At 40.5% G+C, this 20,282-nt stretch carries 21 protein-coding genes, 1 riboswitch and 1 other annotated feature; of the genes, 13 read left to right on the top strand and 8 right to left on the bottom strand.

Annotation, left to right across the window (positions count from 1 at the left end):
* Positions 1-21: 21 nt before the first annotated feature.
* Complete coding sequence (gene galE / locus AC3WLU_RS13560) at positions 22-993, top strand: UDP-glucose 4-epimerase GalE (protein ID WP_492597395.1); 972 nt, start codon at positions 22-24, stop codon at positions 991-993.
* A 171-nt stretch (positions 994-1,164) separates the two neighbouring features.
* Here galE and AC3WLU_RS13555 read toward each other — a convergent pair whose 3' ends face one another.
* The gene (locus AC3WLU_RS13555; RefSeq protein ID WP_145504282.1) at positions 1,165-1,989 is read right to left on the bottom strand and encodes an ATP-grasp domain-containing protein; all 825 of its coding nucleotides are present in this window, start codon (positions 1,987-1,989) and stop codon (positions 1,165-1,167) included.
* A 64-nt stretch (positions 1,990-2,053) separates the two neighbouring features.
* Positions 2,054-2,266 (bottom strand) — a binding site (T-box leader).
* 146 nt (positions 2,267-2,412) lie between these two features.
* On the opposite strand from AC3WLU_RS13555, the gene AC3WLU_RS13550 reads away from it, so the two are divergent.
* A complete protein-coding gene (locus tag AC3WLU_RS13550) occupies positions 2,413-3,303 on the top strand; it encodes a PhzF family phenazine biosynthesis protein (RefSeq protein WP_492597394.1) in 891 nt (296 codons plus the stop codon).
* Positions 3,304-3,426: 123 nt separating this feature from the next.
* Here AC3WLU_RS13550 and AC3WLU_RS13545 read toward each other — a convergent pair whose 3' ends face one another.
* Both AC3WLU_RS13545 and AC3WLU_RS13540 read right to left on the bottom strand, forming a co-directional pair.
* Positions 3,427-4,146: a pentapeptide repeat-containing protein gene (locus AC3WLU_RS13545; protein ID WP_492597393.1), complete on the bottom strand. Its 720-nt coding sequence runs from the start codon at positions 4,144-4,146 to the stop codon at positions 3,427-3,429.
* Positions 4,147-4,162: 16 nt separating this feature from the next.
* Positions 4,163-4,441, bottom strand: coding sequence for a PadR family transcriptional regulator (locus AC3WLU_RS13540; RefSeq protein WP_222620182.1), 279 nt, complete (start codon positions 4,439-4,441; stop codon positions 4,163-4,165).
* A gap of 267 nt (positions 4,442-4,708) precedes the next feature.
* Between AC3WLU_RS13540 and AC3WLU_RS13535 the strand changes: the two genes are divergently transcribed.
* From AC3WLU_RS13535 to AC3WLU_RS13520, 4 genes are all read left to right on the top strand, one after another.
* Positions 4,709-5,329: a class I SAM-dependent methyltransferase gene (locus AC3WLU_RS13535; RefSeq protein ID WP_411740318.1), complete on the top strand. Its 621-nt coding sequence runs from the start codon at positions 4,709-4,711 to the stop codon at positions 5,327-5,329.
* Positions 5,330-5,672: 343 nt separating this feature from the next.
* Positions 5,673-6,374, top strand: a complete 702-nt coding sequence (locus tag AC3WLU_RS13530; RefSeq protein WP_492597392.1) for a class I SAM-dependent methyltransferase — start codon at positions 5,673-5,675, stop codon at positions 6,372-6,374.
* Between the two features lie 135 nt (positions 6,375-6,509).
* Positions 6,510-6,689, top strand: coding sequence for a hypothetical protein (locus tag AC3WLU_RS13525; RefSeq protein WP_492597391.1), 180 nt, complete (start codon positions 6,510-6,512; stop codon positions 6,687-6,689).
* Positions 6,690-6,702: 13 nt separating this feature from the next.
* Complete coding sequence (locus tag AC3WLU_RS13520; protein ID WP_492597390.1) at positions 6,703-7,536, top strand: STAS domain-containing protein; 834 nt, start codon at positions 6,703-6,705, stop codon at positions 7,534-7,536.
* 115 nt (positions 7,537-7,651) lie between these two features.
* Here AC3WLU_RS13520 and AC3WLU_RS13515 read toward each other — a convergent pair whose 3' ends face one another.
* Both AC3WLU_RS13515 and AC3WLU_RS13510 read right to left on the bottom strand, forming a co-directional pair.
* The gene (locus AC3WLU_RS13515; RefSeq protein WP_063574917.1) at positions 7,652-8,308 is read right to left on the bottom strand and encodes a potassium channel family protein; all 657 of its coding nucleotides are present in this window, start codon (positions 8,306-8,308) and stop codon (positions 7,652-7,654) included.
* Between the two features lie 23 nt (positions 8,309-8,331).
* Positions 8,332-9,654 (bottom strand): TrkH family potassium uptake protein, encoded by a 1,323-nt coding sequence (locus AC3WLU_RS13510; RefSeq protein WP_492597389.1) that lies wholly within the window; start codon positions 9,652-9,654, stop codon positions 8,332-8,334.
* Positions 9,655-9,806: 152 nt separating this feature from the next.
* A riboswitch (cyclic di-AMP (ydaO/yuaA leader) is annotated at positions 9,807-9,949 on the bottom strand.
* A gap of 329 nt (positions 9,950-10,278) precedes the next feature.
* Between AC3WLU_RS13510 and AC3WLU_RS13505 the strand changes: the two genes are divergently transcribed.
* Positions 10,279-10,470 carry a hypothetical protein gene (locus AC3WLU_RS13505; RefSeq protein WP_034310797.1) on the top strand — a complete coding sequence of 64 codons (192 nt, stop codon included), beginning with the start codon at positions 10,279-10,281 and terminating at the stop codon, positions 10,468-10,470.
* Between the two features lie 400 nt (positions 10,471-10,870).
* Here the strand turns inward: AC3WLU_RS13505 and AC3WLU_RS13500 are convergent, their stop codons facing one another.
* Positions 10,871-11,470 carry a TetR/AcrR family transcriptional regulator gene (locus AC3WLU_RS13500; protein ID WP_095679272.1) on the bottom strand — a complete coding sequence of 200 codons (600 nt, stop codon included), beginning with the start codon at positions 11,468-11,470 and terminating at the stop codon, positions 10,871-10,873.
* A gap of 118 nt (positions 11,471-11,588) precedes the next feature.
* Between AC3WLU_RS13500 and AC3WLU_RS13495 the strand changes: the two genes are divergently transcribed.
* From AC3WLU_RS13495 to AC3WLU_RS13475, 5 genes are all read left to right on the top strand, one after another.
* Positions 11,589-12,314 carry an ABC transporter ATP-binding protein gene (locus AC3WLU_RS13495; protein WP_413003178.1) on the top strand — a complete coding sequence of 242 codons (726 nt, stop codon included), beginning with the start codon at positions 11,589-11,591 and terminating at the stop codon, positions 12,312-12,314.
* Positions 12,311-13,327 carry an ABC transporter permease gene (locus tag AC3WLU_RS13490; RefSeq protein ID WP_492597388.1) on the top strand — a complete coding sequence of 339 codons (1,017 nt, stop codon included), beginning with the start codon at positions 12,311-12,313 and terminating at the stop codon, positions 13,325-13,327. Before AC3WLU_RS13495 ends, AC3WLU_RS13490 begins: the two co-directional genes overlap by 4 nt.
* Positions 13,328-13,555: 228 nt before the next feature.
* Positions 13,556-14,164: a VanZ family protein gene (locus AC3WLU_RS13485; protein WP_187050157.1), complete on the top strand. Its 609-nt coding sequence runs from the start codon at positions 13,556-13,558 to the stop codon at positions 14,162-14,164.
* A gap of 38 nt (positions 14,165-14,202) precedes the next feature.
* Complete coding sequence (locus tag AC3WLU_RS13480; RefSeq protein WP_492597387.1) at positions 14,203-15,669, top strand: aminoacyl-histidine dipeptidase; 1,467 nt, start codon at positions 14,203-14,205, stop codon at positions 15,667-15,669.
* 1,023 nt (positions 15,670-16,692) lie between these two features.
* Entirely contained in the window at positions 16,693-17,391 is a 699-nt protein-coding gene (locus tag AC3WLU_RS13475) for a GntR family transcriptional regulator (RefSeq protein ID WP_057279099.1), read from the top strand.
* A gap of 76 nt (positions 17,392-17,467) precedes the next feature.
* Here the strand turns inward: AC3WLU_RS13475 and AC3WLU_RS13470 are convergent, their stop codons facing one another.
* Both AC3WLU_RS13470 and AC3WLU_RS13465 read right to left on the bottom strand, forming a co-directional pair.
* Positions 17,468-17,788: a hypothetical protein gene (locus AC3WLU_RS13470; protein ID WP_492597386.1), complete on the bottom strand. Its 321-nt coding sequence runs from the start codon at positions 17,786-17,788 to the stop codon at positions 17,468-17,470.
* A 99-nt stretch (positions 17,789-17,887) separates the two neighbouring features.
* A complete protein-coding gene (locus AC3WLU_RS13465; RefSeq protein WP_492597385.1) occupies positions 17,888-18,637 on the bottom strand; it encodes a sulfite exporter TauE/SafE family protein in 750 nt (249 codons plus the stop codon).
* Positions 18,638-19,160: 523 nt separating this feature from the next.
* On the opposite strand from AC3WLU_RS13465, the gene AC3WLU_RS13460 reads away from it, so the two are divergent.
* Positions 19,161-19,904, top strand: a complete 744-nt coding sequence (locus AC3WLU_RS13460; protein WP_492597384.1) for a hypothetical protein — start codon at positions 19,161-19,163, stop codon at positions 19,902-19,904.
* The last annotated feature ends 378 nt before the right edge of the window (positions 19,905-20,282 follow it).

The raw sequence follows: 20,282 nt of genomic DNA, 5'->3' as shown, positions 1-20,282 counted from the left end.
AAGTAAAAGGGGTAATACTATATGATTTTGGTCGTTGGCGGTGCAGGATATATTGGAAGCCATCTTGTAAAAGAGTTAGTGAAAACTGAAGAGGTTGTCATTCTGGATAATCTCTCAACTGGATTTAGTTCGCTGGTTGATTCGAAGGCCACCTTGGTGGAAGGGAATTTAGGGGACGAAGCGGTCTTGAATGAAATTTTCCTTAAGTATCCGATTAAAGCGGTCATGCACTTTGCCGCTAATAGCTTGGTCGGGGAGTCTGTTCAAGATCCTTATAAATACTATGATAATAATGTAGGTGCAACTCTTACATTATTGAATACCATGCTTAAGCATGATGTTAAGAATTTCATTTTTTCATCAACGGCAGCTACGTACGGGATACCAAATGTGGATATGATTGATGAAGATCAGCCAACGAATCCGATTAACCCATATGGCCGCTCTAAATTGATGGTGGAACAGATCTTAGGGGACTTTGCAAAGGCATATGGACTTCATTATGTCGTCTTGCGTTACTTCAATGCGGCCGGAGCACATGCGTCAGCAGAAATCGGTGAAAGCCATGATCCGGAAACACACCTGATTCCAATCATTTTACAGCATTTATTAGGTCAACGTGAGAAGATTTCCGTGTTTGGTACGGACTATGACACAGAAGATGGCACATGCATTCGTGATTATATCCATGTAACGGATCTAGCCCAAGCTCATATAATCGCGCTTCAAGCCCTATTAACCGGGAAGAAGGATACGGCCATCTACAACCTTGGGAATGGAAAAGGATTTTCGGTTAAGGATGTAATCGACACTTGCGAAAAAGTCACAGGAGTTAAACCGACAGTTGAGTATGCAGACCGTCGCCCTGGAGATCCAGCCCGCCTGGTTGCTTCGGCAGACAAGATATATGAAGAACTCGGTTGGAAGGCATCGATAAATTTGGAAGAAATCATTGAAAGTGCGTGGAAATGGCATAAATCTCAAATGAATTAATGGTCCCTTAGGGCTCGGTAGTCATTTCGGACTGTAGACAAACTCGAAGAAAAAAAACGAGTTTGCCTGCAGTTTTTTTATTTGAGAATGTTCCAGCTGTTTTCAGAAATCCGCCCCCTTTCCGCCAACTGTTTCGGGTCTTGGCTAGCCAGTAATACGGCAGTTTTCATTCTAAGCTTGAAGAGCTTTCCGGATTGATTTTTTCAGGGCTTTTACAAAATTCTGACGTGTTTCTTCGGTTAATTCCAATAGGGAAAGGTACGGATTTAAATCTTCCAGCTCTACTAATAAAAGTTCACCTTGTTCATTCCGACAGGCATCTACTCGTTGGATGCCCCAATCAAGATTGTTCCAATCAATAAATCGTTTAGCAAAAGCCAGGTCTGCTTCAGTAGGGACATATTCTTTTAATTCCCATCTTTTCTCTTTATCAGGCGCATAAAGGGCGTATTGAAATTCCTTATCGATAAAATAAAAAGAGACTTCATACTCAAAGTTGATAAATGGCTGTACCAATGTGTTCTTTGATTTTGCATCCATTTTATCTCCCAATTCTTCTTTCGCGGCAAATTCCAAACCGATGGAATCCGCGCCATCTTTAGGCTTCACTATATACGCTTCCACATTGGGAAGTTTATGTAAAGATTCAAGTGTATCGATGGTCGGAATGACAGGGAATTGGGCATTCGTCAGTTCAATTAAGTATTCCTTCCCGTTCATATCAGCCTTTCCAACAAATGAGTTGTATGTTTTCAAATGGCCAGCAGCCACTCTATTACGGAATGCTAGATATTTGTCTTTAAAATTGGCTACTGGACCGGCATTTCGAAAGACGATCAAGTCAAAATCCTTTTCAAACGTTTCAATGTCTTCAGGATGGCAAAGCAGTAACTGAAAATCCTCCCTAAGCTTCGAGGTAAGGAACAAATCCTCCTCATAATAATTTCTTCCCTTTGCCTCATAGTATAAATCCGTTACGAATAATAGTGTATGCATGACTCCTGCACCCGCTTTCCCGATATTTTCATTGATTGGTTTACATACAAAAAATCCCGTCTCATTAAGAGACGAGATTTGAACTCGCGGCACCACTCTTGTTTAATAATTAAACACACATCCCATTTAACGGGGGGAAACCGGTAAAGCTTACTGAAGCTTCGGCTTTACTTCTCGGGGATGATCTTCGGTCAGATTCTGGACACTGGCTTTCAGCAAAGCACCAGCTCTCTTTGGAACAGAATGATAACGTACTCCTTCCCTTCATGGAATTTTACATTTGATGAATTTGAGTAATTGTATAATAGTCAGAAAATAAAATCAATGGTTGTTTCACTTACTATAGGACGAAAAGGGAATATGGATAGAGATATAGAATTACTATTCAAGTGAAGCACCATCATTTAATAGGAGATGTTAGATTTGAAAACGGTAAGGGTTTTTCATTACGATGCGTTCAGCAGTAAACCGAATAAAGGAAATCCTGCAGGTGTGGTTTTAGATGCGGATGGACTGACCGAAAAGGAAATGCAGGATATAGCGATGAAGGTGGGGTTCAATGAAACCTCTTTTCCGATGGAATCCGATATTGCCGATCTTAGGATCCGTTATTTTACACCGGGACACGAAATGAATCTTTGCGGACACGCGACAATGGCTACTATCCATGCACTGAAGACCAGGGGATTATTGGATAAAGATGAGCTGATGATTGAAACAGGAGCGGGAATATTGCCAATCAAGATCCATGCGACGGCGGGGCCTGATATATATATTACGATGAAGCAGGCCGCGCCGCAGTTTGAAGCGTTTAACGGAGATAAAGCTGGCTTGGCCAGTTCTCTCGGCCTTGATATAGAAGATCTGGAAAGTGAATTACCTATTGTTTATGGAAGTACAGGTTTATGGACTTTACTGGTTCCGGTAAAGGAAAGAAGTTCATTTAAAAGGATGAAGGCCAACAATAGCCTGTTTCCGCAATTATTAAAGGAAATGCCAAGAGCTTCCGTTCATCCCTTTTGCCTGGAAACGTACGATAATGATGCCCATATGCATGCCCGGCATTTTTCCTCGCCCTTTTCAGGTACGCTTGAAGACCCGGTTACAGGAACGGCTTCAGGTGTAATGGGCGCTTATTATGCAAAATACATAAAGGGTGATCTTGAAGATGAGGTGCATCTGTTAATCGAACAGGGGCATGAAATCGGAAAGGATGGCAGAGTTCGCGTTACAGCTACCAAGAACGATGGCACATACGATATTGAAATCACCGGGAATGCTGTCTACGTTAAAGAATTTGAAGTGGAAGTCTAAAGACATAATGAGATACAAGCCTGAAAAAGTATATTGAAAAAACCCTGTGCCAAGACGTTACGTGTCTTAGCACAGGGTTCTTGTAAATCAGAAACACGGGGTGGAAGCGCCAATCGCTGTACTTTAGATGAGGGTCACGCCGCTAAGATCAACCTTTGCTCCATGTAAAAAGTTGTAAGTGAGTTTATCCATCGAAGCTCCTGTAAAGTCGATTTTCTTTAAATCGGACATCCGAAATTGAACATTGATGAGGGTGGCATCGCGAAATGATGCCTTTCTCAATGAAGAACCTTCGAAAATGGTTTGTTTGAAAGTTTCCCCATCGAATATAAGACCAGATAAATTACAGCTTTTAAAATGGGTTTTATTATAAATGCTGTTCTTGAAAGTTACGCCTTTTAAATTGGCACTTTTAAATAAGGTGCTAGTTAAATTGGCGTTTTCAAAGATGCAATGATCTAAGTTACTGTTTTTAAATGTGCTGTTCGTCAGGTCGGAATGGCTGAAGTCAGAACGGCTTAAATCGCAGGAATTGAACTTCCCATCATGGACCGAAACCGAGCGGAAGTCGGAATCCAATAAGCGATGCCTGGAATAGTCCATGCTTATCGCCTGCTCAAGCACATTGTATTGCAGATTGAGTGATTCCATGAGCTCTGATACCTCCCCAATCGAATCCACAGTCAGTTTATACGCTTCCTGCTCGCTGGCACCATTCCTTCTATGGTCATCGTATTTTTCCAGTAAGTTTTGCAGCAGTTCTTCTTCCAATTCCGTTGCTGTTTTTGCACTTTTGTACGGAGCAAAAATGCTATGAACATGTGCATTCAGTTTTTCAATCACCTTTCATCTTCCCTTCTTAGAGAAGGCGCTCAAGTATTCGCTTGGCCTGCTCCCAGTCATTTTTATTTTGGATATATGTGTTTTCCCCGATTGGGGTGATTTTGTAATATTTCCTTCTTCCGCCTTGTGTGGCATCTCCCCAATAAGAGATGATGCATCCATCCTTTTCCAGTCGTTTTAGGCTGGAGTACATCGTCGCTTCCTTAATTTCATATTGCTCGTTGGAATTCGTATATATCAGTTTGCTGATTTCATAACCATATTTATCGCCACTTTGCAGGAGTTTCAGAATCATCGTATCTACATGTCCGCGAAGCAAGTCAGAGGATAGTTGTCGTTGAACCAAATCCTCACCTCCTTTGGTATATCTTATAGTATATTACTATGACAGTCAAGGTAGTTTGGTTACTATGGATCATACAGATTTGGAGGGTTTATGAAAAAAAACATGCCAATTTTCGTGAATCACTGCATCGCACACTTTTTAATTGTACTAATTTTCCATCCGCTTGGAAGGGATTTATGATGTTTCATGGAAGAAGTATGTAAGGGGGTGGGCATGTTGAATAATTCGTGGAATAAAGTGATTTATAAATTTTGGTCGCCCGTTTATGACAAAATCTTCAACTCTCATCTCTTTTTAGATGCCAGGAAAAGTATGTTTGAAGAGCTGGATTTTCATGATCATGCAAAGGTCCTGTTTGTGGGCGTAGGTACGGGGGCCGATTTGGAGTTAATCAAAAACCTTGACCTTGAGATAACGGCAATAGACCTGTCAGCGGATATGTTAAAAAAAGCGATGGGGAAATTTGATGATGCATCGATCAAGTTCCTCGAGATGGATGCACAGCATATGGAATTCACTAATGAATCGTTTGACTATGTAGTGGGAAGTTTGGTTCTTTCCGTCGTACCTGATGCCAATGAATGTCTTCGGGAAATGATCAGGGTTGTAAAAGGCGAGGGGAAAATAATACTATTCGATAAGTTTATTTCTAAAGATGAAATTCTTTCAGTGCCCAAAAAGCTTCTGAGGCCGATCATTCAATTTTTAGGAACGGATATTGGCTTGAGGTTTGAAGACTTGTTCAGTGGACATGGGGATATTATGGAAATTGAAGAAGATCGGCCGATCATGCTGAATGGAATGTATAGAAAGATAATCATCAGTAAACGGTTATGAGGACATCAGGATACCAGATAGAGCTGAGTTTTGCTTTTTGGAAGCTAAACCGGATACGCTGTAAAGAGCATGTAATATTTGACATGCATGTATAAAACCCATGTCTTCACTAACATGGTTAATGAGCTGATCATCGGGTTATTGAGTAAGAACGGATCATACCATCAGAAGGCAGTTTACATGCATAATTGATACCTTTAAATTCCAGTGAACATTATATAAACAACAAGGTCCAATGGTGTCTGAACGTCATATGTAACGAATTTTTTATGCGGCTGTTGCAGAGGCACCGGGCGAAATCAGTATAATTAAATCGTGGGATAAAATGGAAGAGGTGATGGTTTTGTCGGAGACGATTACAACCTATGAAGATCTATTGAACATGCTGGACTCATTATTGCGTGAACCAACTGGATTCTGGAATGGTTTTTATGAAGACCGCTCAAAAGGGGTTCCCTTTTTCGAAAATTACCCTGATGAGAATTTGGTTTCATATTTTGATGGTGGGTTAATTGGGCCAGGGAAGGTTCTTGAGCTTGGATGCGGACCTGGCAGAAATGCCATTTACCTTGCTCAAAAGGGCTGTTCTGTTGATGCGGTGGACCTTTCGAAGGAAGCCGTTGAATGGGGAAAAGAACGGGCAGGAGATAAAAATGTCCAAGTGAACTTCATTCAAAGGAATATATTTGATTTGGATATTGCAAAAGGACAATATGACTTCGTATATGATTCAGGTTGTTTTCACCATATTGCCCCACATCGAAGGATGAATTATTTGGAGATGGTGAAAAACGCGTTAAGGCCTAAGGGGTTGTATTCGATCACTTGTTTTGTCGAAGGCGGCATTTTGGGTGGTGCCGATATTTCAGATTGGGAAGTATATAGGCAAAGAAGCCTTAAAGGCGGTTTAGGTTTTACTGAAGAAAAACTCAGAATGATCTTCAAGGAATTCGAAGTGGTGGAAATACGGAAAATGAGGAAAATGGAACAATCGAATGAAACCTTTGGGGTGCAAGGTTTATGGACGGCTTTATTTATGAAATGAGAAGGAGAAATGGTTTTAAACCGAAGGATCTGGGATCAGGTCCTTTTTTGCGTGGAAATTGTTAACAAAAAATAAAAATGGTAAACTATAACAACACTATAAAGTTTTGGGAACGGGTATTTACCAGAATGATAGATGAAGGCTTTTGCTGATCTTTTTTTAAAAAACATGGTTTCAAAAACAGCTGGGAAGGTATATGGAAAGAGGGGGCCATCAGGCATCAGAGAGCATAAGGTTTTAAGTATGGAAGAGGTTGTCTTCTATGCTTGCTTTGTTGATAAATTAGATTTATCGATTTCTTTTTATAAAAACTAAATAGGAGGAGTTTATGCACGTAAATAAAGAATTATATGCCTTTTTATTGGGTGTGGCAGCACAATTGACTGAGGATTGGTACGCATCCTTGAATAAAAGTGATAGTACTGGTGTATATTGCTCAACCGATCCCAAAGTGATTAAAAAACTTAAGCAGCAAAATAATGAATTCCATTTACGTTTCTTTCAGGTTTTTGATACAGAGGAGAGGGAATTCTTTAAGCAGCTTGGTGATTGGATTGAAGCGATCGGTCAGGATGAGCAGCATTTAAACACACCCATCTATTTTATATTGAGGGAGTTTTTCCGTACGCAAGAGCAATACCTGGGTTATATTGACCAGTTTGTGAAATTGCATGGAGATCAATATACACAGGAGGAAATAAACTCCTGGTATCGGATAGTGGTGAAGGTGATCAGTGAAGTGATGGAGAGGTTTACGGAAGCGAATCATAGGTATGCCAATAAAATCATGAAAGCCCAGCAGGCAACGATCGATGAATTGAGCACACCCATCATTTCCCTTAAAGATAACACGGCATTGCTTCCCCTGATAGGCGATATTGACACGACGAGGGGCATGTCCTTGCTTGAAAACACCTTACAAAAGTGCGCTGAAAAAAATGTCACCAGACTTTTCATTGACCTATCTGGCGTTCATGCAATAGATAGCGGATCCGCACACAAGCTGTCTCAATTGATTGAGTCCTTGCATTTGATCGGAATTCAAACAACCCTTTCAGGACTTCGGCCGGAAATAGCCATGACTGCCGTTAAGCTTCAACTGCCTTTTGATAAAGTGACGATAAAGTCCACTCTTGCCCAAGCGATCAGTACGATAAAATAATACATACATACCCTGGGCTCGGGCATGTTCGTTATACATTTCATCGAGAAGACCTCCATATGGCGGTCTTCTCGTATGTATTAGCATTCAAAATAGGAGCAAGAGCCGGAACGATTTATTCAATATTGGCAAAGACGGCCAGATCTTCTTTATTGCCAACCACTAAAAGCATATCTTTTTCATGGATATCCTGATCCGGTGAGGGTGCTATGATAATTTCTCCATTACTCACGATGGCAATGACGCTGATATTATATTTTGCCCGTAAATCAAGCTCCCTGAGGCTTTTTCCCTTCATGCTCATGGGGAGGATGATTTCCTCGATATTGTATTCTTTAGAAAGCTCGATATAGTTCAGCATGTTAGGGGAAAGGAGCTGGTTCGCGACCCGTTCCCCCATATCCCTCTCAGGATAGATGACCCAGTCGGCACCGACTTTTGTCAGCACCTGACCGTGATTTTTATTAAGTGCCTTGGCAATGACCTTTTTGATCCCAAGTTCTTTTAAAAGCAAGGTAGTTAAAATGCTCGATTGCATGTCATTTCCGATGGCTACGATGACACAATCGAAATTACGGATTCCGATTGCTTTCAATGTCTCTGCTTCGGTCGTATCCGCCATGACGGCATGGGTAACGTTCAGTTCCGCATTCTCGACTCTTTCCTCGTTCACATCAATACCCAAAACCTCTTGGCCTGCCGTATATAATCTATGGGCCACACTGGTTCCGAATCTGCCTAAACCTATCACGGCGTATTGTCGTTTTCCCATCTTTTACACTCCTTCATTCATTATTAACCAATCATGATTTTCCCTTTTGGACGTCGGAACGGATCTGGCTTGCGCCTCATGGCGATAGCAAAGGCCAAAGTCAAAGGGCCAACACGGCCTGCAAACATCGTGAAAATGATGAGCATCCGGCCAACCGGTGATAATTCCGGGGTTAAACCCATTGAAAGTCCCACGGTGGCGAAAGCTGAAGTGGCTTCGAACAAAATCATCAAAAAGTCAGTTCCGCTTTCAGTGATGGTTAGCAGAATGGAGATGATGGAAACCACGAATACACCAATGAATGTGACGGATAATGCTTTAAAGATCGTTTCACTCACGATGCGGTGGCGGAACAAGACCACATCACCCTTACCTTTGATCTGTGACCAAACCGTTCCGGCAATCGTCGCCAATGTCGTCGTTTTAATCCCGCCGCCAGTCGATCCGGGTGATGCCCCAACGAACATCAAGAAAATGATGAGCAGTAATGCAGGCTGTGTTAAATCAGGGATATTCAGCGTGTTGGAGCCTGCCGTCCGTGGTGATACCGATTGAAATAACGACGACAGCATTTTACCCATGAAAGATAAAGGCTGCAATGTCTTGGCATTGCCGTACTCGAATAAAAAGATTAAAATCGCGCCGGCAATCGTAAGGGTCAAGCTAGTCGTCAGAACGATCTTCGTATGTACGGATAAACGATGTGCATTCCGATATTCGTATAGTTCATTCATCACGATAAAGCCTATCCCGCCAAACGTGATGAGGAAGGCAACGGTAAGGGTTACGAATGGATCCGATGCATATGGGGTCAAACTCCTGAATTCCCCCATTAAATCAAAGCCGGCATTATTGAAATTGGAGATGGAATGAAAAACACCGTAATAGATCGCCTTGCCGGTTGGCATGTCAAAAGAAAAGCGAATCGATAAGATAAGGGCACCCATGCCTTCAATGATAGCCGTGAAAATTAACAGCCGTTTCACTAATTTGACTACACCCGCCATGGATAGATTATTTAACGACTCCTGCAGAACTAACCTGCCTTTTAAAGAAATCTTTTTGCCTAATAATAAAAAGAAAAACGTCGCAAATGTCATGAACCCTAGGCCGCCTACCTGAATCAGTGTTAAGATGACCAACTCACCAAAAGTGGTGAAGGTCGATCCCGTATCCACAACGACCAGTCCTGTTACACATGTAGCGGAAGTCGAGGTGAATAAAGCATCCAGAAAAGAAAGACCACCATTTTCTGTGGAAATCGGCAGGGTCAATAAATAGGCCCCAATAAGTATCAGGATGGCAAAGCCGAGTACAAGTATTTTTGGCGGATCCAATTTTGTCATTCTCAAATGATCATCCCTACTGTATGACTTTTAATCATCAATCTGCTTTTCGAATCCGTTTAAAGGCATAATAAAAAGACCTGCGAAAACATCGAACAGCTGTATTGCCACAAATAGCGAGCAAAAAAAGCTTCCGAAATAGGCGGTCTTATGACCTCCTTCGCTTTAGCCGACGAAGTTAGCTGACGGGTAGGATGGCGAAAGAGCTGATCTCATCCCTTCTGCAAGGCAGAATTAACCCCAAATGATTGGGTCCTCCGTACTCATTTATAATGAGTTTTGGCCGAAATGCATTAAATTGATAAACGTATTCTACTCCCATCATTTAGCAGTTGTAAACCCCTAAATCGTAAAAAAATATTTCTTTAACAAAACTGAAAATTTACGTTTTATTTACATTTAGAAAACGTATTGACAAATATTAGTTAGCACATTATGATAGGTTCGATTAATCCAATTAAGATAACCGGCATCGATGTACTTTATTCAATAATTTCAAGCAGAACATGCTATTGCCAATCGAAATTTGTAATAGATATATTATGTTTCTTTTGTAAAAGATAAAGGAAAAAGCAGTACATTATTAGTCAAATTCAATACATTTTATTAAAAAGGCGGGCAATTATGGAGAAGACGTTCAATAGATATGTTATCAATGCTACAGGCAAGGGTGGCCAAACATATTTAACACAATGCCAGGATAAAGATGCACTAAGGAAATGGATAGCCGATCATGAGGATCAAATCATCATGAATGAATTAAGGATAACGGATAAGAAAAAGAATCCGTTTTTAAAACTGTTTTCCCCAAGGTAAATCAACTGATTCCAACATTCATAGCGGTATTCAATTATTGTAATCCCTGTGTTGTATCCAGGAACGGTGAGCGAAAAATCCATATCTTGTTTTGCTTTTAAACTCATTATATTTAATGAGTTTTTTTGCGTTATTTACAGTATCGAACCATTAATATTAAAATTTAGTAATTAATAATGTGGACGTAGAGAAGAGAAAAGTAAAATGAAATGACCACTTTCCGAGAGCAGCCGAGGATTGTTGATATGGGGGGCATTGCAAATTGGTCTCGTTCCTTGGGGACGGGGGTTTAAATTGTACGATCAAAGGGGGAGAAGCGATGACATTAAGAAATGCATTAGTATCCTGGAAATACCCTTCCATTCTTTTGTGCGGAATAGGTATCTCCAACTAAAATCGTTCATTGGATGAATGTGCGCAATTGGCTGATGAAGTTCAAGATTTTAAAATGGATTTTCGCCATTTCTTCCGCCGTTTGTTCTTCACAGTTCTCCAGCCACTCAGTAATCACCCCTAAAATCGCCGATGTCAGGAAGGCGTGCATATACATGCGGAATGCTTCATCTTTAGCTGCAGGATGCAGGCTGATCAAACGCTCCAACAGTACTTCACCGAAAACCCGTTTTATTTTTTTCGCAAAAGAAGGGTCGCCCTGATCACCAAGAATGGCCCTTAATGCGTGAGCATGTTCACTGATGAATTGAAAAATCGCTATGAAAGGCGGATAAAGTTGCTGTTGATTAAGAGCCAAAAAAGCCTCTTTAGGCAAAATGGCAGTAATGCGGGTTTGAAGTTCATGTAACAATTCCTGCTGTAAGTGATCCATCAATTCATATTTATCTGTGTAGTGCAAATAGAATGTGCCCCGATTAATATTGGCACGCTCTGCGATTTTCTTCACGGATACATGTGAGAACCCCTCTGCTTCAATAAGTGCAATAAAATGATGTTGTATCTGCTTTTTCGTCTTTTGTACCATATCCTCATGAATCGATGCCATGGAATGTCTCCTTCACTGAACATTTTTCCAAATGTGTTGATTGTATTAGACCGAATGCTACCTTAGAATGATGATACACTCAACACCGTGTCAATTAAAGAGGGAGGATGTGTGTGCAATGAAAAATGCGATTTCCATTGATGGAATTGCTAAGGGTTTTCAGCAGAAGAAGGTCATTCAGCCAATGAGCCTGAATATTGAAAAAAGCGGAATTTTTGGTTTGCTAGGTCCATCCGGATGCGGAAAGACGACCTTGATTAAAATGATTGTTGGATTAATTAAACCCGATGCGGGTAAAGTCACGGTTCTGGATCATGAAGTGCCAAATGAATCCCTGTTAATGGATGTCGGCTATATGGCACAGTCCGATGCTTTATATACAGAATTGACGGGAGCTGAAAACCTCGAATTTTTTGCGAAGCTATACCGTTTTTCGAAAAAGGAACGAAGGAAACGCATTCAATATGCAGCTGAAATCGTACAGCTAACGAATGATTTGAACGTTCGGGTTGCCTATTATTCAGGGGGAATGAAACGCCGTCTTTCACTTGCGGTTGCACTCATCCAAAATCCGGAGATTCTCATATTGGATGAACCGACAGTAGGAATAGACCCTTTGCTGAAACAATCGATTTGGGAGGAACTTGAGCGTTTAAGGAATGAAGATGATAAGACGATCATCATCACGACGCATGTGATGGATGAAGCGGAACGATGCGATAAACTGGCGATGCTGCGTGAAGGTGAAATCATCGCGGCAGGAACCCCTGCAGCTTTAAAGACTCAATTTGCCGCGGAAACGCTTGATGATGTTTTTTTAAGGATTGGAGGCGGCCTAAAATGAGAATTGCCTCTCTTGTTACTCGTATTACCCAGCAGATGCGCCGGGATCGAAGGACGCTCGCTTTATTTTTCCTGGCTCCATTGCTCATTTTAACGCTCATGTATTTTATTTTCGATACAGAGGCAAGTGATTTGAAAATCGTTGTTACAGGCAGTGATGAAACGATCGTTAAAGCATTGAAAAAAGCGGATTTTCAAGTGACGGCTGCTGAGGAATTCTCACAGGAAAAGATGATTGAAAAGGATACGGATGGCTGGCTTCATGTTGAAAATGGGAAAATGAAACTCATACTTTTGAACGACGAACCGACCCGGGCAAAGGCCGTTCAAATGCAAATGATGCAAGGCTTGCAAGGGAATGAAAAAAACACTCCTTCAATTGAGGAGAAATATGTTTACGGAGACGCCAACACAAAGGGTTTTGATACATTCAGTCCGATGCTCGTAAGCTTTTTCGTTTTCTTCTTTGTATTTTTAATAGCGGGGATTGCGCTTTTGAAGGAGCGTACAAGTGGTACGTTGGAACGGCTGCTTGCCACACCGATTAAAAGATACGAAATCGTAGCGGGCTATGTGATCGGATATGGCTTATTTGCTCTAATTCAAACCATAATTGTCGTGCTATATGCTGTCAATGTATTGGATATCGTCCTTATTGGCTCCATTTGGCTCGTTTTACTGACGAATATACTGGTCGCGCTCGTTGCATTATCCCTTGGTACATTACTCTCGAGTTTTGCGACATCCGAATTCCAAATGGTACAATTCATTCCTTTGGTCATCGTGCCGCAAGTCTTCTTTACAGGGATTTTCCCTTTGGATGGCATGTCAGACTGGCTCCAAAAAATCGGCAAGGTCATGCCTCTCTATTACGCATCGGATGCCATGAATGGCATTATGTACAAAGGTTTCACGTTCAATGAGGTCTTACTGGATCTCCTCATTCTCCTTGCATTTGCAGCCGTATTTATCACCATCAATATTATTAGTTTAAAAAAGTACCGTGCACTTTAAAATGAACTTATCATTAAACAAAAAAAAGCAGGATTCCCAAACATGGGGAACCGGCTTTTTTGTTTTACCGGAAAAAGGCCGAATTATCCTTCCTATCGGTTGATTTATTAGAAAAAGCCTCCCCCTCGACGGTTTTCTACTGACTGCAGTTTGTTGACGGGTTCTTAAAGTTGTCCTAGGATATAAGCATATGCAATGATTTGGAAAGAAATAGAAGGGGGGAGTTATATGTCTCTAAAATCGGTCATGCTTTCCCTTTTGCTGTCGCAAGCATTGTTTTTATGCGGTTTGCCTTTTTTCCTTCAGCTCCGATTATATTTGAATCCTTTGGTAATCATTGTTGTCTGGTTTTGTATACTTCTTTTCGTTTCATTTGCGGTACTTTTTTTTCGAGGTGAAACGGTCCGAATTCCGCGCCCTTTGTGGCAGGCTGTATTGTTTGGCTACAGTTTATCATTATTGGTTTTGCTGTTCTTTCGACCAGAAGGGCAGGTATATTCGTATAATTTAGTTCCTTTTTCTACGATTCTTTCATATTTATCGAACGATATGAACGGGCTTGTGTCATTTTATAACCTTAGCGCCAATGTGGGGCTGTTCATTCCATTCGGGCTGTATTTGTTGTCCAGAGAAGGGAAAGAGCCCTCCGATAAAAGGAAATTTCTTTATCCATTACTTTCGATTTCGGGCATCGAAATCTGTCAGTTCGTTTTTCGACGCGGAAGTTTGGATGTCGATGACCTTATCCTGAATATGATTGGTGTTTATCTAGGGTACGTTCTGTATCCATTGTTCACGAGGGTGGCAGTGTTCCGTTCTGGAAAAGTAAAAGGATGAGAGGCAGTAAAAATATTTTAAAAGAAAGGATGTTTTTCATGTATAGCACTTTAGAAGAATTATCGAGCCATCCGGTGTTTCATTATTTTGCAGCGATTTCCAAAATCCCGAGAGGATCGGCTAATGAAAAAGCGATCAGTGACTATCTGGTTCACTTTGCTAAGGATAGGGGCCTGGAGGTGATCCAGGATGAAGCGCTGAATGTCATCATCAAAAAGCCTGCCACAATTGGATATGAAAGTGCACCTACCGTCATTATCCAGGGGCATATGGATATGGTTTGCGAAAAGAACAAGGGAACGCTTCATGATTTCGAGAAGGATTCGCTTCAATTAAGGATTGTGGGAGACATGTTGTATGCAACGGATACAACATTGGGGGCGGATAATGGAATTGCCGTTGCTTATGCTTTGGCATTATTGGATGCGAATGATATTCCGCATCCCTCTCTTGAAATAGTCATAACGACTGAAGAAGAAACGACAATGAACGGTGCACTTGCCGTGGATCCGGCTCACTTCAAGGGAAAATTGATGATCAATATTGATTCGGAGGAAGATGGAAAGCTGCTGGTTAGCTCTGCTGGAGGAATACGAGTTCGGCAAATCCTGCAAATCGGATGGGAATCGGCTTCAATTGTTGAAGCTGTATCTTATAATATCAGGATTAAAGGGTTGAAGGGCGGACACTCCGGTATGTCCATTCATAAGGAAAGAGGGAACTCCAATAAACTTTTGGGCAGAGTATTACATGAATTAACGACAGACTTCCCTTGCTGCATCCAGCAAATCAACGGGGGCCTGAAAGGGAATGCGATTCCTCGTGAAGCAGAGGCGACTGTACTGATTTCTGTAGAAGATGTTCAGAAGATAACGGAGAGACTCCAGAAATGGGAGGATACTTTTAAAAATGAACTGCAATCTTCTGACCCTGAGATATCAATTAGGTTTGAAAAGATCGAAACGATTTCTTCAAACGTTTTTTCCAAGGAGACGGTGACTAAAGCCATTACCTCCTTACTGATAATCCCTCATGGCGTTCAAGGAATGAGCATGGGAATAGAAGGGTTAGTCGAAAGTTCGACGAATCTAGGGGTCGTTACAACAAATGAAGCGGAAATGATATTCGAAAGTGAAATCAGGAGTTCGGTCAAAAGCATCAAATATAATATGGTCACGCAAGCAAAGGCAATTGCCGACATGCTTGGGTGCGAGCTATTGGTTGACGCGGATTATCCGGAATGGCCCTATAATCCTGATTCTAAACTCAAGAAATTATTTGAAGAAACATACAAAGAAAAATATCAGGAGGATATTGAAATCATCGCTGTGCATGCAGGGATCGAGTGTGGGGTATTCATAGATAAGATACCAGGGCTGGATACTGTTTCAATCGGACCGGATATGTTTTCCGTACATACACCTGAAGAACACTTAAGCATCCCTTCGACCATAAACAACTGGGAATATTTTGTTTACACATTAAAGAGAATGAAGGATTTATAAACAACTGCATGGCTGGGGACAGTTGAAATTCAATAGATTTGGAGACATCCTATCGTTAATCGATTGGATGTCTCTTTTTTCATGGTTAGTAAAGCTGATCGTTGATTGGAACGTAGGGAACTCGCTTTCCGCGGGCGGTCTGCCCTCGTGGTCTCCCTTGGCCACGCTTTCCCCGCAAGAGTCTCGAACACCCGCTCCAATCAACTTTGTTTTATTTAGATAGAACCCTAATTGTTTACAAACTAGCTAATATTTGTTTGCCGACAGTCTTTTTTTTGTGGGTTTGTAAAATGGGGCGTTCATTGATTTCCACTCCAGGCACTCGCTTTCCGCGGGCGGTCCGCGAGCCTCCTCGGCTTGCGCCTGCGGGGTCTCCCGTGCCACGCTTTTCCCGCAGAAGTCTCGTACCTTACGTTCCAATCAACTTTGTGTTTTAAAAGAAAAAACTGCAGGCCGGTCTCATCACGAACCATGTTTGAGGCTAGTTTATCCTTTAAGTTTTTCACCTGTAAACCTCATTGGATGGAAGAAATATGCGATACTCCTGCCGAAATACTGTCTAGCCGAGACCCCACAGGCGCTTAGCCGAGGAGGCTTGGCAGACAGTCGGCGGAAAGGGAGCGGATTTCTGAAATCAGCTGGAATGTTTCTAGAACAAACTGTAGGCTGATCTTTTCCGAACCAAGTTTAAAACTAGTTTATCCTTTAAGTTTTTTTCCTGTAATCCTCATTGGATGGAAGAAATATGCGACACTCCTGCCGAAATACTGTCTAGCCGAGACCCCACAGGCGCTTACGCCGAGGAGGCTTGGCAGACAGTCGGCGGAAAGGGAGCGGATTTCTGGAATCAGCTGGAATGTTTTCTCGAAAAAACTTTAGGCTTCTCTTCGGATTTGTCAGCAGTCTGAAAGTAACAGAGGTTTCTTTACAATCGTTATAAAATAAACTATTGTAAAGAAAACCTATCATTCAGTCTAAGTTATTGTTCTAAATCATTATGTATAGAGGAAGGTACATGGAAATATGGTTGTAAAGTATAGAATGGTCGTAGAACAAATGGAGAAAGAAATATTAGATGGAAAATATACATTAAATACTAAGTTACCTACTGAAGAAGAGTTGATGAAGAAGTTCGATGTCAGCAGGAACACCATTAGAAAAGCAATCAACATATTGGTTGAGCAAGGGTATATCTATCAAGTTCAAGGAAGTGGCATATTCCTTAGGGAATTTACCAGACCGGGCTGCATTTCGATGAGGGATATGGGTGGCTTAACCAAAGTGTTTCCAAATGATGAAATGAAAAGTAAAGTGTTGAAATTAGAATTAATAGAAGCCGATGAGGAATTGGCCAAACGAATGAAATGCAATGTAAAAACCAAAATCTATAACCTGAAAAGGGTTAGATACTTAAATGGTCAACCCATTGTAATAGAAGAGTCATTTTTCAATAAAGATATCATTCCGATCATAAATAAAGAAATCGCAAATGGTTCCATTTATGAATATATAGTCGAGGATTTGAAGTTGAATATCGGGTTTGCGGATAAAATCATTTCGTGTGAAAAACTTAATGACGATGATGCTGGGCTTTTGGACTTGCAGCCAGGTGATCCGACTTTAATCGTTGAAAGTACGGTTTTTTTAAAAGCGGGAGCCGTTTTTGATTTATCAATCGAGAAATATAATTACACTTCAGCCAAATTATTAACATTGACTTAAAAAGTGCAGGGGAATTCTTGAATAAGATTTTACGGTGTGAATGGGAGATATCGATTCACACCGTTTTTTCTTAAATTCATTTCTCTTTTTCCCCAACGATCCCATAAAACAAAATCCTCATAATATCCTCAGTCAAAGGCAAGATGCTTTGATAAACATCTTCCCTTTGGATATATTCATTCATTGCTTTTATATAAAATAAAATCGCTTCATTAGATAAGTTCGGATCAACATATCCTTGTTCCTTCCCCTGGTTAAACAGATCTATAAAGCGGGGCAGGGCCTTTTCTGTATATATTCCGAAACTTCCTGTTGAAGATATGGACTTCATGAAAGTATCCATGCTTACAATCATAGCTATCTTATTACTGGCTGCAGGCTTTCTCGGATATAACAAACGGGATATCCGCGGTTGATGGTTCGACTATGATTCTATTATTCCTGAAAAAGCATGATTCCTCGTTGTTTTAATGAGAAATCAGGCTTTTATTGTTTATCAGTCATGGGGAATCAATAATAGTACACCTAGTGCAATGATGATGAAGAATAAATAACTTTCGAATTTCTTCGCGGGAATTCGCTTATTCATGAACATTCCGAGACCTGTCGCAAGTAATATAGCTGGAATGGAATAAGCGTAAAGAAAAAGTGAATCGGCTGTCCAAAGTCCGCCTAGCGCATGACCTGTCACGACCAGGATACCGGATATCAGGAAATGGGCTTGCAATGTTCCGCGGAATCGATCTGGATTCCATCTTCGCAAAGTTCCATAGACGACGACCGGCACCCCGTTAAAGTTATAGGCGCTGCCAAGGGCTCCCGACGCAAAACCGAACGGCCATACCCAGCCCTTGGAGTTAAGTAATGGTTTATCCACAGCCTGAAAAAGTCTTTGCTTTAGAAAAGAATATCCCCCATATGCAATCAAAAAAACACCCAGTGCAGAAGTAATGATCATAGAAGGTGCGTAATGGAGCAAAGCCAGGCCGGCTGGTATGCCAATCACCGTTGAAGCCGCCAGCCTGATTAATACCGAGCGATCGATATGCCTCCATCCGCTAACGACGGTTAGTGAAGCGACGGTAAGACCTGCCAATCCAATTAAGGAAACCGAAGTATTAAGCGGAATGTGAAGTAAGGCAAGCAAAGGCATGCTGACAATCGCTTCACCGAACCCGAACATTGTCCGCATCAAGGCGCCGATAAAGACTGCCGCCACCACCAATATGATGCTGCTGATCGTCATTCGTTCACCTCCTAAAAGCACAATAACCCTTCTATAATTATACCATGCCAATCCAGTTTTAGACCGAGGTAACCGCACTTAAAAACGGGTTATTTAAGGTGTTTTACGCTCTTTGTGAAGTGTTTGAAATAATATTTAATAGAGAGGTACACCCCCTTGTTTTTGTTGCTTATGAGTCAGAAATAAGGCAGGGAAAGAGGGGGTATATCTTGAGGTGTTAATTTATTTTGATGTGAGGGTTTTCTAACAGATTAATAGAGGTAGCGCAGAATCGTTTGTTAAATTAAAAAGTTTCCTAAAGTATTGGGGGATTTGCTTTAACTCTTGTTCCTCTACTGTAATCACTCCCTTGTTTTTCTCAATAAAGAATCCGGGCTCACATTGGGAAACAAAAATGATGCGTGTTTTTAGAACATTCCTTATATTAGAATATCTTTTTCTACTAAAAATCAATTGTATTTTTATAGAAAAATTGTTATTGTTAACTTTAACTTATAAAATATGGGAAAAATGGGAAGTTATATTGAAAAAGATTAAAAGAGTATTAGTTTTAGTTTTAGTTTTAGCATTAACATTTACCTTTGTCACTCCAGGATCTAACACAAAAGCAGCAGAAACAAAAAGCAATCCTTTAGAATCACCAGAATCATACATTGATTATTTGAATCAATTTAAGAAACAAACTCAAACTCGAACTTTTAGTACAAATACTACTGATACTGATGATGAGAATGTCGATGAAATAATTGATCAATTTAGTCAACTTTCATCTGAAAAACAAGAACTATTTTTAGATATTTTATCTAATACAGAATTAATGGCATTAGTGTATGCTGGAGAATCAGATGAATTAGGTGAATATGCCGAGTATATTCAATGGACTGAATCAGATGAAACTCCATTAATTTCTACTTTCGCATCAACTAAAACAAAAACAATTAGTCATACTGGAACTTTAGGAGTTTTAGGAGTCCCTATTACAAAATATAAAATCACAGGAAAATATAATTATACTTCTAGTGGTGCTACATCAGCCCTTTCAACTAAAGGAGAAGTAGTCTATCATTATAATCCAACCATCGCTACAGATTTAACTTATTATGGTGGTTATATCAATAATAAAAAATATTACGGAGAGGTAACTTTTTATTATAAAGTTGGAGTAGGATCGCTTGGTATTGTACAAATAGGAAATGTTTATCTTAAAGTATCAGGAAATCATCTAGGAAAACTCTCAGGTAGTATAAAAACTTCTGTAAAAAAATAAATTTTACATATAGTAGGTGATTATATGAAAACTTGGAAGAAAATACTTATTGGTGTAGTATCAATTCTAATAACCGCTATGATTATTGGAATTATAAGCTTTTATTCAATTTAAAGTTTAATCTGCTAACCAAAACAAAGATCATCATTATAAGATGGTCTTTGTTTAATGTGTGCCCAGCAGGGGTACACATTAAACGCCAAATCCTTTGTTAGAGGTGAATCCTTAAATAACAGAAGAGAAAAAAAGAACAATCAATCTAACGCTATGAAACTACCTTTTTTAGCTGAATAAAATCATACATAAACCATAAAAGTGAAAGACTATAAACCCCTTGGCTACAAGTGGTTTATTTTGGTGTAACTGCGTACAATATCG

This window comes from Peribacillus sp. FW305-BF15 (assembly GCF_058783805.1).
The sequence above is the reverse complement of the archived record's forward strand: the minus strand, read 5'-3'. Positions and strand labels throughout refer to the sequence as shown.

Excerpts from the sequence above, each read along its gene's own strand:
- galE (WP_492597395.1), top strand. The coding sequence starts at position 22 with ATGATTTTGGTCGTTGGCGGTGCAGGATATATTGGAAGCCATCTTGTA.
- AC3WLU_RS13555 (WP_145504282.1), bottom strand. The coding sequence starts at position 1,989 with ATGCATACACTATTATTCGTAACGGATTTATACTATGAGGCAAAGGGA.
- AC3WLU_RS13540 (WP_222620182.1), bottom strand. The coding sequence starts at position 4,441 with ATGATTCTGAAACTCCTGCAAAGTGGCGATAAATATGGTTATGAAATC.
- AC3WLU_RS13525 (WP_492597391.1), top strand. The coding sequence starts at position 6,510 with ATGAAGGCTTTTGCTGATCTTTTTTTAAAAAACATGGTTTCAAAAACA.
- AC3WLU_RS13520 (WP_492597390.1), top strand. The coding sequence starts at position 6,703 with ATGCACGTAAATAAAGAATTATATGCCTTTTTATTGGGTGTGGCAGCA.
- AC3WLU_RS13515 (WP_063574917.1), bottom strand. The coding sequence starts at position 8,308 with ATGGGAAAACGACAATACGCCGTGATAGGTTTAGGCAGATTCGGAACC.
- AC3WLU_RS13510 (WP_492597389.1), bottom strand. The coding sequence starts at position 9,654 with ATGACAAAATTGGATCCGCCAAAAATACTTGTACTCGGCTTTGCCATC.
- AC3WLU_RS13505 (WP_034310797.1), top strand. The coding sequence starts at position 10,279 with ATGGAGAAGACGTTCAATAGATATGTTATCAATGCTACAGGCAAGGGT.
- AC3WLU_RS13500 (WP_095679272.1), bottom strand. The coding sequence starts at position 11,470 with ATGGCATCGATTCATGAGGATATGGTACAAAAGACGAAAAAGCAGATA.
- AC3WLU_RS13495 (WP_413003178.1), top strand. The coding sequence starts at position 11,589 with ATGAAAAATGCGATTTCCATTGATGGAATTGCTAAGGGTTTTCAGCAG.
- AC3WLU_RS13490 (WP_492597388.1), top strand. The coding sequence starts at position 12,311 with ATGAGAATTGCCTCTCTTGTTACTCGTATTACCCAGCAGATGCGCCGG.
- AC3WLU_RS13485 (WP_187050157.1), top strand. The coding sequence starts at position 13,556 with ATGTCTCTAAAATCGGTCATGCTTTCCCTTTTGCTGTCGCAAGCATTG.
- AC3WLU_RS13480 (WP_492597387.1), top strand. The coding sequence starts at position 14,203 with ATGTATAGCACTTTAGAAGAATTATCGAGCCATCCGGTGTTTCATTAT.
- AC3WLU_RS13475 (WP_057279099.1), top strand. The coding sequence starts at position 16,693 with ATGGTTGTAAAGTATAGAATGGTCGTAGAACAAATGGAGAAAGAAATA.
- AC3WLU_RS13465 (WP_492597385.1), bottom strand. The coding sequence starts at position 18,637 with ATGACGATCAGCAGCATCATATTGGTGGTGGCGGCAGTCTTTATCGGC.